Origin of the sequence: Pedococcus sp., from assembly GCF_036554925.1 — a bacterium.
Taxonomy (GTDB): domain Bacteria; phylum Actinomycetota; class Actinomycetes; order Actinomycetales; family Dermatophilaceae; genus Pedococcus_A.
In genome coordinates this window covers 1-10,546 of the sequence record NZ_DATBMI010000034.1, presented here as the reverse complement: position 1 = coordinate 10,546, position 10,546 = coordinate 1, and the positions used below count along the sequence as shown (strand labels likewise).

At 71.2% G+C, this 10,546-nt stretch carries 12 protein-coding genes; 8 read left to right on the top strand and 4 right to left on the bottom strand.

Features of this window, described 5'->3' with window-relative positions:
- The 4 genes from VIB11_RS02410 to VIB11_RS02395 all read left to right on the top strand — a co-directional run.
- Positions 1 to 529 (top strand): PfkB family carbohydrate kinase (locus VIB11_RS02410; protein ID WP_332028017.1); only part of this gene is annotated, 529 nt, incomplete at its 5' end.
- A gap of 128 nt (positions 530 to 657) precedes the next feature.
- A complete protein-coding gene (locus tag VIB11_RS02405) occupies positions 658 to 2,346 on the top strand; it encodes a fumarate hydratase (RefSeq protein ID WP_332028015.1) in 1,689 nt (562 codons plus the stop codon).
- A 12-nt stretch (positions 2,347 to 2,358) separates the two neighbouring features.
- Entirely contained in the window at positions 2,359 to 2,889 is a 531-nt protein-coding gene (locus tag VIB11_RS02400) for a carbonic anhydrase (RefSeq protein WP_332028013.1), read from the top strand.
- A 47-nt stretch (positions 2,890 to 2,936) separates the two neighbouring features.
- Entirely contained in the window at positions 2,937 to 3,704 is a 768-nt protein-coding gene (locus VIB11_RS02395; protein ID WP_332028012.1) for a helix-turn-helix transcriptional regulator, read from the top strand.
- A gap of 216 nt (positions 3,705 to 3,920) precedes the next feature.
- Here the strand turns inward: VIB11_RS02395 and glmM are convergent, their stop codons facing one another.
- From glmM to rplM, 3 genes are all read right to left on the bottom strand, one after another.
- Positions 3,921 to 5,267 carry a phosphoglucosamine mutase gene (glmM, locus tag VIB11_RS02390; RefSeq protein ID WP_332028010.1) on the bottom strand — a complete coding sequence of 449 codons (1,347 nt, stop codon included), beginning with the start codon at positions 5,265 to 5,267 and terminating at the stop codon, positions 3,921 to 3,923.
- 168 nt (positions 5,268 to 5,435) lie between these two features.
- Positions 5,436 to 5,936, bottom strand: coding sequence for a 30S ribosomal protein S9 (gene rpsI / locus VIB11_RS02385; protein WP_332028008.1), 501 nt, complete (start codon positions 5,934 to 5,936; stop codon positions 5,436 to 5,438).
- Positions 5,937 to 5,977: 41 nt separating this feature from the next.
- Entirely contained in the window at positions 5,978 to 6,421 is a 444-nt protein-coding gene (rplM, locus tag VIB11_RS02380; protein ID WP_332028006.1) for a 50S ribosomal protein L13, read from the bottom strand.
- A 234-nt stretch (positions 6,422 to 6,655) separates the two neighbouring features.
- On the opposite strand from rplM, the gene VIB11_RS02375 reads away from it, so the two are divergent.
- The 4 genes from VIB11_RS02375 to VIB11_RS02360 are packed head-to-tail and all read left to right on the top strand — an operon-like array spanning position 6,656 to position 9,778.
- Complete coding sequence (locus VIB11_RS02375; protein WP_332028005.1) at positions 6,656 to 7,288, top strand: helix-turn-helix domain-containing protein; 633 nt, start codon at positions 6,656 to 6,658, stop codon at positions 7,286 to 7,288.
- A complete protein-coding gene (locus VIB11_RS02370; RefSeq protein WP_332028003.1) occupies positions 7,285 to 8,574 on the top strand; it encodes an MFS transporter in 1,290 nt (429 codons plus the stop codon). Before VIB11_RS02375 ends, VIB11_RS02370 begins: the two co-directional genes overlap by 4 nt.
- Positions 8,575 to 8,621: 47 nt before the next feature.
- Positions 8,622 to 9,110, top strand: coding sequence for a cupin domain-containing protein (locus VIB11_RS02365; RefSeq protein ID WP_332028001.1), 489 nt, complete (start codon positions 8,622 to 8,624; stop codon positions 9,108 to 9,110).
- A gap of 5 nt (positions 9,111 to 9,115) precedes the next feature.
- A complete protein-coding gene (locus VIB11_RS02360) occupies positions 9,116 to 9,778 on the top strand; it encodes an LmeA family phospholipid-binding protein (RefSeq protein WP_332027999.1) in 663 nt (220 codons plus the stop codon).
- Between the two features lie 10 nt (positions 9,779 to 9,788).
- Here the strand turns inward: VIB11_RS02360 and VIB11_RS02355 are convergent.
- Positions 9,789 to 10,546, bottom strand: a 758-nt coding sequence (locus VIB11_RS02355; protein WP_332027997.1) for an alpha-1,6-glucosidase domain-containing protein, incomplete at its 5' end; no start/stop codon positions are given.

Sequence of the window (10,546 nt, the reverse complement as noted above, 5' to 3'; positions counted from 1 at the left end):
CGCCACCTCCGTCCTGGAGACGCTCCGCTCCGCGCGGGAACGGGCCACGATCTCCTACGACCCGAACCTCCGTCCCGACATCATGGGCGACCTCGACCACGTCCGCGAACGTGTCGAGGAGATCATCGCCCTCGCCGACGTGGTCAAGGCCAGTGACGAGGACCTCGCCGTCCTCTACCCGGGCCAGGCCGTGCCGGAGGTGCTCCGCCGATGGGCCAAGCTCGGGCCGTCCCTGGTCGTCGTCACCCGCGGCGCGGAGGGCGTCGTCTTCGGCGTGACCACCGGCGAGCTGGCCTCCGCCCCGACCATGGCAACCGGCGTGGTGGACACCGTCGGCGCGGGCGACTCCTTCATGGCCGGCCTGCTCTCGGGCCTGTCGGCAGCCGGGCTGACCGGCACCGACGGCCGTGCCCGGCTGGCATCCGCGACGCTTGCCGACGTGCGCCCTGCCGTGGAGCGCGCGCTCGCGTGCGCCGGACTCACGGTGGCGCGGGCCGGCGCCTACGCCCCGAGCCTCGACGAGCTCTGAGGTATGCCGCGCGGCCACGAGGAGGCGAGCGCGCGGCATACCGCGTGGACCGGCGGAACGGCGACTGGCATCCAGCCGTAGGCTGGCCCCCGATCCGACTGCGTCGCACCGAGGAGGAGTTCCGCCGCATGGCCGAGTTCGCCTATGAAGACCTGCTGCCGATCGGCCCGGACCACACCGAGTACCGGCTGCTGACGACCGAGGGCGTCACCACGGTCGAGGGGCCCGGTGGCCGCACCTTCCTCGAGGTCACGCCTGAGGCCCTGCGCCGACTGACCGACGAGGCGATGCACGACATCGCGCACTACCTGCGGCCCTCTCACCTCGGCCAGCTCCGCAGGATCATCGACGACCCGGAGGCCTCGAACAACGACAAGTTCGTCGCCCTCGACCTGCTCAAGAACGCCAACATCGCGGCCGGTGGCGTGCTGCCGATGTGCCAGGACACCGGCACGGCGATCGTCATGGGCAAGCGCGGCCAGCAGGTTCTCACCGAGGGCACCGACGAGGCGGCCATCGCCCACGGGGTCTACGACGCCTACACCCGGCTCAACCTGCGCTACTCGCAGATGGCACCCGTCACCACCTGGGAGGAGCGGAACACCGGCTCCAACCTCCCCGCCCAGATCGAGCTCTACGCCGACACCGCACCCGGTCACGAGACGACCTACAAGTTCCTGTTCATGGCCAAGGGAGGTGGCAGCGCCAACAAGTCGTTCCTCTACCAGGAGACCAAGGCGGTCCTGAACCCTGAGCGGATGCTCGCCTTCCTCGACGAGAAGCTCCGCTCGCTGGGAACCGCAGCCTGCCCGCCCTACCACCTCGCGATCGTGATCGGTGGCACCAGCGCGGAGTTCGCGCTCAAGACCGCCAAGTACGCGTCTGCCAAGTACCTCGATGAGCTGCCCACCACGGGCGACGCCGCGACGGCGCGCGGCTTCCGCGACACCGAGCTCGAGGAGCGCGTGCTCGAGCTGACCCGGAACTTCGGCATCGGCGCGCAGTTCGGCGGCAAGTACTTCTGTCACGACGTGCGGGTGGTGCGCCTGCCCCGCCACGGCGCCTCCCTTCCCGTCGCCATCGCCGTCTCCTGCTCGGCCGACCGCCAGGCGCTGGGCAAGATCACACCAGAGGGAGTGTTCCTCGAGGTCCTCGAGCGGGACCCCGCCCGGTTCCTGCCCGAGACCACCCACGAGCACCTCGACAGCGACGACAGTGCCGAGGACGTCGTGCGCATCGACCTCAACCGGCCGATGGACGAGATCCGCTCCGAGCTGACGAGGTACCCCGTCAAGACGCGCCTGTCGCTCTCGGGGCCGCTCGTCGTCGCCCGCGACATCGCCCACGCCAAGATCAAGGAGCGGCTCGACGCCGGGGAGGGCATGCCGCAGTACCTCCGGGACCACGCCGTGTACTACGCCGGCCCTGCCAAGACGCCCGCGGGCTACGCCAGCGGCTCCTTCGGCCCGACGACGGCCGGCCGGATGGACTCCTACGTCGAGCAGTTCCAGGCCGCCGGTGGGTCGATGGTGATGCTCGCCAAGGGGAACCGCTCCAAGCAGGTGACCGACGCCTGCAGCGCCCACGGCGGTTTCTACCTCGGCTCGATCGGCGGCCCCGCGGCGCGGCTCGCCCAGGACTGCATCAAGTCGGTCGAGGTGCTCGAGTACCCCGAGCTGGGGATGGAGGCCGTGTGGAAGATCGAGGTCGAGGACTTCCCAGCGTTCATCGTGGTCGACGACAAGGGCAACGACTTCTTCGCCGAGACGGCCAAGCCGATGGCGATGAGCATCAGCAGGCGACCGGGCCTGCTCTGACAGGAGGACAGCATGGACACGAGTGCCTTCGACGACCTTCTCGAGGCCAACCGCGAGTTCGCCAAGACGTTTGCGCTGAGCGGCTTCGACGGCGTCGCCCACGCCGGCGTCGCCATCGTGACGTGCATGGACTCGCGGATCGACCCGCTCGGCATGGTGGGCCTCAAGCCGGGTGACGCCAAGATCTTCCGCAACCCCGGTGGGCGGGTCACCCCGCAGGCCCTCGAGGCCCTCGTGCTGGGTGCGCACCTGCTCAACGTCAACCGCATCCTCGTCATCCCCCACACCCGCTGTGCGATGGCTTCCCACACCGAGGAGCAGCTCCACGAGGCGGTCAGCGAGTCCGCCGGCCAGGACGCCTCGTGGCAACCGTTCGGCGTTGTCGAGGACCAGGTCGAGGCGCTGCGGCAGGACCTCGCGAAGGTGCGCTCGCACCCCCTCATCCCCGAGTCCGTCGCCGTGGGCGGGTTCCTCTACGACGTCGACACCGGGCTGCTCGCCCCGGTCACCGGCAGCAGCGACGACGAATCGGCGTCCGCCTGAGGTGAGGCTGGCCTACGGTGGGGGAACCGCACCACCCGGGAGGGCCGATGGACGACGCGCAGCGCTGGCTCACCGTCGCCGCCGACGTGCTGAACGAGCCTGACCCGTTCACCGCCGAAGAGCTCCTGGTGCTGGCACTCCGGCGCTGGGGCCATGCCTACCTCACCGTGCGCACCGAGACCTCGCCCGCGCCCCAGCCCGAGGAGGTGGAGTTCTTCCCCGGGCCGGAGTGGCGGGACTCCCCGGCGTGGGCCTCGGCCGTGCATGACGCCGCTTTCGACCAGCCGCTCTACGCCTACAACGTCAGCACCCGCACCGACCAGCCCGCCACCCTGGAGGGCGTCGTGGCACAGGGCTGGGGCCTGTCTGAGCGGGCGGTCGACCTCATGGAGCAGCTCGGCTTCACGCGCCACCAGATGACCATCCCCCTCGCGCTGAACCACCATGGCGCACGAGATGCCTACGCCCTCGTCAGCGAGTCGCCGTACACCGATGCCGACCTTGCCCGTGCAGCGGCCATCCAGGCGCTGGTGACGGGTCTCGACAGCCACATCCGTCACCTCGCCGCGGCGGCACAGCTCGCCTGCGCAGCCCCTGACCCCACGGCGGTACACCTGACCCCACGAGAGCGGGTCGTGCTCGACCACATCGCCCGCGGCGCCACCGTCGACGGCATTGCGGCCCGGCTGCGCATCTCGCGACGCACCGTGCACAAGCACCAGGAGCACCTGTACAGGAAGCTGGGCGCTGTGGACCGCCTCTCAGCAGTCCTCAGCGCCCAGCGTCTTGGTCTGGTCAAGGCCCCCGAGCGGTGACCAGACCTCCCCCCTGATTTCTTCTCGTCCCCGTCAACGGCAGAGACACCGGCTCACCCGACGCCCAGGACGTCTGGCGAACCCCCCAAGCGTCGCGCACGGCACGAAGGCCCGCCATACGCAGGGGTGCGTAGGGCGGGCCTGTGCGACAGTGGCCGGGCAACCGCCGGAAACCCAACGGCCTCTGGCGGTCCCCTGCGGGCTCCCGCAGGCGGGTCAGAGCGCCAGGCGCGCCTTGACGACCTCGACGAGCCGCTCGGCCACGGCCTGCGCCTGCTCCTGCTCGGCTGCCTCCACCATGACGCGCACGACGGGCTCGGTGCCGGACTTGCGCAGCAGGACGCGCCCGGTGCCTCCGAGCGCCTCTTCCTCTGCCTTGACCGCGGTCAGCAGCTCTGCGTCGGAGTCCACCCGCGACTTGTCGACGCCCTTGACGTTGACCAGCACCTGCGGCAGGCGGGTCATGACCGTCGCGAGCTCGGCGATCGGCCGGCGCGTCTCCGCGACACGCGCCGCGAGCATCAGGCCGGTGAGCAGGCCGTCGCCGGTCGTGCCGTGGTCGAGGAAGATCACGTGGCCGGACTGTTCGCCGCCGAGCGAGAGCCCCGAGCGGCGCATCTCCTCCAGGACGTAGCGGTCGCCGACCCCGGTCTGGACGACCTTGATGCCCTCGCGGTCCATGGCCTGGAGCAGGCCGAGGTTGCTCATCACGGTGGCGACGAGGGTGTCGTTCGCGAGTGCCCCGCGCGACTTCATGGCCACCGCGAGGATGGCCATGATCTGGTCACCGTCGACCTCGTTGCCACTGCTGTCGACGGCGAGGCACCGGTCGGCGTCACCGTCGTGGGCGATGCCGAGGTCGGCTCCGCGGGCGACCACGGCCTCCTTGAGGTGGGTGAGGTGGGTCGACCCGTAGCCGTCGTTGATGTTGAGGCCGTCGGGCTCCGTCCCGATCTCGAAGACCTTCGCGCCCGCCAGTCGGAACACCTCCGGCGAGACCAGGCTGGCCGCGCCGTGCGCGCCGTCGATCACGATGGTCAGGCCGTCGAGCCGGTTGGGCAGCACGGTGAGCAGGTGCGCGATGTAGCGGGTGTGGGCGTCCCGCATGCGGTGGATGCGGCCGACGTGCGCGCCCGTGGGCCGCTCCCACGCCTGGTCCACCCGCGCGGCGATGTCGTCCTCGACATCGTCGGGCAGCTTGTGTCCGCCCTCTGCGAAGAACTTGATCCCGTTGTCGGGCATCGCGTTGTGCGAGGCCGAGAGCATCACGCCGAAGTCGGCGTGGGTGTCAGCGGTGAGGTACGCGACCGCGGGCGTCGGCAGCACGCCGGCGTCGTAGACGTCGACTCCGGCGGAGGCGAGGCCGGCCACCACGGCGGCGGACAGGAACTCTCCGGATGCCCGGGGGTCGCGGCCGACGACCGCCTTGGGGCGTCGCCCCTTCGCGAGCGAGGCGTCACCGAGGACGTGCGCGGCCGCCACCGAGAGACTGAGGGCGAGCTCGGCGGTGATGTCGATGTTGGCCAGACCGCGGACGCCGTCGGTCCCAAAGAGTCGTGACATGTGGGGGTTGAGCCTTTCGGTCAGCGGCCGAGGGCGGCATACGGCTGGGTCGCCGAGCGGCTGGGCCGGGGGGAACGCATCTGGGGAAACCTACTCCTGAATGCGCCAATGGCGGCACCCGAGTGTGTCGGGTGCCGCCACGGGCGGCCAGCGCAGACCAGACAGGGGTCAGCGCTTGGAGTACTGCGGAGCCTTGCGGGCCTTCTTGAGACCGGCCTTCTTGCGCTCCGGGACGCGGGCGTCGCGGGTCAGGAAGCCGGCCTTCTTCAGCGCCGGACGGTTCAGCTCCTCGTCCACGCCGTTGAGCGAGCGGGCCACGCCGAGGCGGACCGCGCCGGCCTGGCCGGAGGGGCCACCGCCGTGGACGCGCACGAGCACGTCGTAGGCGCCGTCGAGCTCGAGCACCTTGAGGGGCTCGTTGACGATCTGCTGGTGGACCTTGTTCGGGAAGTACTCCTCGAGCGAGCGCCCGTTGATCTTCCACTCGCCGGTGCCGGGGACGATGCGCACGCGGGCGATGGCCTGCTTGCGACGACCGGTGGCGGCGCCGGGCGCGGAGGCGCTCGGCCGGCGGACGGATTCGCCGGAGACGGTGCCCTCGGACTCGGAGGTGTACTCGGTCAGCTCGACGTCGTCGGCGGCGTCGATGTTCTCGGTGGTGTCAGCCACGAAATATCCTCAATTCGCTTTCTGCACAGGCCCTTGCGGACTTACTGCGCGACCTGTGAGATCTCGAAGGGCTGCGGCTTCTGCGCAGCGTGGGGGTGCTCGGCGCCGGAGTAGACCTTGAGCTTGGTCAGCTGCGCGCGGCCGAGGGTCGTCTTGGGGAGCATGCCGCGGACGGCCTTCTCGACGGCCTTCGCGGGGTTCTTGGCGAGCAGCTCCTGGTAGGACTGGGCCTTCAGACCACCCGGGAAGCCGGAGTGGCGGTAGGCCTTCTTCTGCTCGAGCTTGGCGCCGGTGAGGGCCACCTTGTCGGCGTTGATGATGATGACGAAGTCACCACCGTCGACGTGCGGGGCGAAGGTCGGCTTGTGCTTGCCGCGCAGCAGGATGGCGGTCTGGCTCGCGAGGCGGCCCAGCACGACGTCCGTCGCGTCGATCACGTGCCAGGTGCGAGTGACCTCGCCCGGCTTCGGGGTGTAGGTGCGCAAAGTGGTTGCCTTACGTGTGGTCTTCCAGTGGTCGTGTGCCGCGGGCTCCGGGAGGCGTTCCGGCCGCCCCCAAGGGCGCGCGGCACAACAGTGGTCAAGTCTACGGGCGTTGAGCCGCCCGCCCAAATTTCGGCCCCGGACCCCGGATACATGGTCTGACCTGCGGTTTTACCCGCGCACACTCTCTGTGCACAGATCTTGTGCAAAGAGAGTGTGCACAAGTATTGTGCATGCATGACCTCCTCGCCCACCCCCGAAGCGTCCGGCGACCTCACCGGCCTCCGCCTCGACGCGAGCTCGCTGCGGGTCCTCGCGCACCCCCTGCGCTCGCGCCTGCTGTCGCGGCTCCGCGTCGGGGGGCCCGCCACCGCGACCGACCTCGCGGCCGCGCTCGGCACGAACTCCGGCGCCACCTCCTACCACCTGCGCAAGCTCGAGTCGGTCGGGCTCGTCGCCGACACGGGCCAGGGAGAGGGCAAGCGCCGGCTCTGGAGGGCCGCGACGGACTTCCACTCCTACTACCCGAGCGACTTCGAGGGCGACGAGGACTCCGAGACCGCCCTCAACTGGCTGTCCCGCGACTACGTGCGCCACTTCTCGGAGCAGGCGGAGCGGTGGCTCGATGCCTCCCCCACCTGGCCCGCCGACTGGCAGGACGCCTGTGGCAGCAGCGACGACATGGTCCTCGTGACGGCGGAGCAGCTCCAAGAGATGCGCGACGAGATCGGCGAGGTCGTCCGCAGGTACCGGCGCGTCGGCCAGGGCAACCCCGAGGCCAAGCGCATCGCCGTCTACCTCTTCGCCTACGCGCTCGACCTCGACAAGGCGCCGCAGCAGAAGGCCGCCCAGACACGGCGCCAGCCATGACCGCCCACCTGGGCCCGCGGGCCGCCCGCCGCGTCTTCCTCACGCTGACCGTCACCCGCTGGTTCCCCGTCGGCCTCGTCGTCGGGCTCTTCACGCTCCTCCCCCTCGAGCGCGGGCTCACCGTCGCCCAGGCTCTGACGGCCAGCGCCCTCAGCGGCTTCGTGGTGTTCGCGCTCGAGCTGCCCACCAGCGGCTTCGCCGACGCGTTCGGGCGCCGTCCGGTGTTCGTCGCCGCGGCGGTGGTCAACGTGTTCGCGGCCGTGGCCTACCTCGTCGCGCAGACCTTCTGGATGTTCGCCCTCGCCGCGTGCCTGATGGGCCTCTTCCGCGCGCTCGACTCCGGCCCACTCGAGGCGTGGTACGTCGACACCGTGCACGCGAGCGAGCCAGGCGCAGACGTCGACGGCGCCCTCTCCGCGCAGGGCACGCTCCTCGGCGTCGGCATCGCCGCCGGAGCACTGATCTCCGGCGGCCTCGTCTGGTGGCACCCGCTCACGGGCCAGTCCGCACTGCTGCTGCCCGTCGCGATCTTCGTCGCGCTCAACGTCGTCCACCTCGTCGCCGTCCTCGTCCTGCTGCGCGAGCCGCGCACCCACGTCGACGCCACCGGCGCCCGGCGGGCCCTCCAGTCCGCCAAGGAGGCGCCCGGGGTCGTCCGCGACGGCCTGGGGCTGCTGCGGCACAACCGCATCCTGCGCGGCCTGGTCATGGTCGAGGTCTTCTGGTCCGTCGCCATGGTGGTCTTCGAGACCTTCCAGCCGATCCGTCTCGCCGAGATGCTCGGCAGCGAGGAGCAGGCCGGCGCGCTGATGGGCCCGGTGGCCTCCGCCGGCTGGGGTGTCTTCGCCCTCGGCGCCGCTCTGGCCGGGCTGCTGTCGAAGCGGCTCGGCGTGGCGCGGACGGCCATCCTCGCGCGGACGCTGAACTCGCTCGGCGCCGTCGTCATGGGGCTCGTCGCCGGCCCGGCAGCCCTCGTCGCGGCCTACCTGCTGACCTACGGCCTGCACGGGGGCAACGGCCCCATGCACAGCGCCCTCCTCCACCGCGAGGCGCAGGCCCGCAACCGGGCCACCGTGCTCTCGATGAACTCGATGATGGCGTTCGCCGCGTTCAGCATCGCCAGCCCGCTCCTCGGCGTGCTGGCCGAGGGGTCCTCCAACCAGGTCGCCATGGTGACGGCCGGGGCGGTCAGCCTCATCGGCGTCCTCTGCTACCTGCCCGCGCGGCGCCGGGAGCGCGAGGTGCAGCGCCAGCCCGTGGGGGAGCCGGCCGCCGTGCCGCGATAGCGGGCGGCGCGGTCGCCGCTGACCCCGCTCGCCACCACACTGGGCCCATGAGCTACCCGCCACCCCTCTACACCAGCAACGAGGGCGAGGCCTCGGCCTGGCTCCGGCCAGCCTGGGAGGCGCCCGACCTGGAGAGCGTGAACACGGAGGTCCACTACCTCGCCACCGGCGCGACCACGGGCGGGCTGTTCGGCCTGTACCGCTACGACATGTCGGCGGCGCGCAGCGGACCAGAGCCGCACTTCCACAAGACGATGTCCGAGTCGTTCTTCGTCCTGTCCGGCACGCTGCGCCTCCACGACGGCACCGGCTGGCGCGACCTCGAGACGGGCGACTTCGCGCACGTGCCGCCCGGCGGCATCCACGGCTTCCGCAACGAGTCCGGCGAGCCCGTCTCGGTGCTCCTGCACTTCGCTCCCGGCGCGCCGCGCGAGACCTACTTCGAGGCGGTCGCCGAGGTCTCGCGCGGCGAGCGGGCGCTCACGCCGGAGCAGTGGACCGAGCTTTACCGCCAGCACGACCAGTACATGGTGTGACCGGCGTGCGGAACTTCCTGCTCGGCCTGCTCGCCGGCGTCCTCGTGGTCATCCTCGGCACCGGCGCGCTGGTCCTCTCCGCCAGCCGGCCCACCGGGGCAGCGCAACCGGCCCCCCAGCAGTCCGCGCCCCCACCGGCCAGCACCCCGCCGGCGGACCTCCGCAAGGGTGAGACGTGGCTGCAGGACGTCGACCTCAGCAGCGCGACGGTCGTGACGCCTGACGGCCCCTTCTCGGACGTGCGCGCGAACGGGACCGACGTGCGCGTCACCGCCCAGGGCCTTCGGGTCGGCCACCTTCGCCTCGAGGCCACACTCCCCTTCGCGGCCGCGGCGCGTCAGATCGACGGCGGCGTCGAGCTGTATGCCGCGGGCGACGGCCGCGCGGGCGTGCGCCGGACCGCTGGCCTGGCGGGTCGCGCGGTCACGCTCCGCGCGACCGGGACGGTCACTGCGGTCGGCGGTCAGCTGGTCATCGAGCCGGAGGCCGTCGACCTCGGCGGACCGGACTTCCTCGACGCGGCGCTGTCAGCCGCAGCCCGGAGGCTGGTGACCATCCGGCACACGGTCGAGGGACTCCCCGAGGGCATGCGGCTGACTCGGGTCACCGTGTCGGACAACGGTTTCCGCGCCACGCTCGAGGGCAGCAACGTCACCCTCGCCTCCTGAGCCGCTCCCGCTACCGCTGCACGAACACCGCGACCGTCCGTGCGGGCACCATGGCTGAGCCGGTCGAGGCGTCCCACTTCGACGTCTTGACCACGGCGTCGGAGCCCTGCGCCTGCACCGGTGACAGCGCGAGCGAGGCGCCGGCGAGGCCCGCGACCTTCTGGGTCACGGCCTCGTCGGAGGCGTTGAACACCACCACGAGTCCTTTGAGGGAGCGGTCGGCGTCGGCCCCCTTGGTGTCGTCGATCCGCATGGCCACGACGCCCTCGTGGGCGTCGGCGGTGCCGCTCGCCGGGAAGGAGACCTTGGTGTTGATCGCCTCCGCCGAGCCGAGCCGGAACAGCGGCGAGGAGAACCGCAGCCGCAGCAGGTCCTGCGCCTGCGCGCTGGCGGCCAGCACGTCGGCGGCGGCCGGCTTGAGCTTCGGGTCGGCGAGCAGCGGCTTCATGTAGGGCCACTTCGCCTCGTTGTCGGCCTTCAGTGGCAGGCCGTGGCCGAAGCCGTTGTCCCGGCCCGTCCAGTCGAGGGTGTTGAACCAGTCGCCGCTGTCGTAGCTGTTGCGGTCCAGCGACTTGCTGCGCAGCAGGTCGGCGCCTGCGTGCCAGAACGACGGCGTCTGCGACAGCGCCGTGGTCGCCAGCGACAGCGTGTTCATCCGCACCCGGTCCCTCATCGCGGTGGCCTGCGGCAGCTTGAACGTGAGGCTGTCGAACAGCGTCTCGTTGTCGTGGGCGTCGACGTAGGTGACCACCTCGTCGGGCTGGTCGG

Coding starts and splice junctions, on each gene's coding strand:
- VIB11_RS02370 (WP_332028003.1), top strand. CDS start 7,285: ATGACCGCCCACCTGGGCCCGCGGGCCGCCCGCCGCGTCTTCCTCACG.
- glmM (WP_332028010.1), bottom strand. CDS start 5,267: ATGTCACGACTCTTTGGGACCGACGGCGTCCGCGGTCTGGCCAACATC.
- VIB11_RS02400 (WP_332028013.1), top strand. CDS start 2,359: ATGGACACGAGTGCCTTCGACGACCTTCTCGAGGCCAACCGCGAGTTC.
- VIB11_RS02395 (WP_332028012.1), top strand. CDS start 2,937: ATGGACGACGCGCAGCGCTGGCTCACCGTCGCCGCCGACGTGCTGAAC.
- VIB11_RS02375 (WP_332028005.1), top strand. CDS start 6,656: ATGACCTCCTCGCCCACCCCCGAAGCGTCCGGCGACCTCACCGGCCTC.
- VIB11_RS02365 (WP_332028001.1), top strand. CDS start 8,622: ATGAGCTACCCGCCACCCCTCTACACCAGCAACGAGGGCGAGGCCTCG.
- VIB11_RS02405 (WP_332028015.1), top strand. CDS start 658: ATGGCCGAGTTCGCCTATGAAGACCTGCTGCCGATCGGCCCGGACCAC.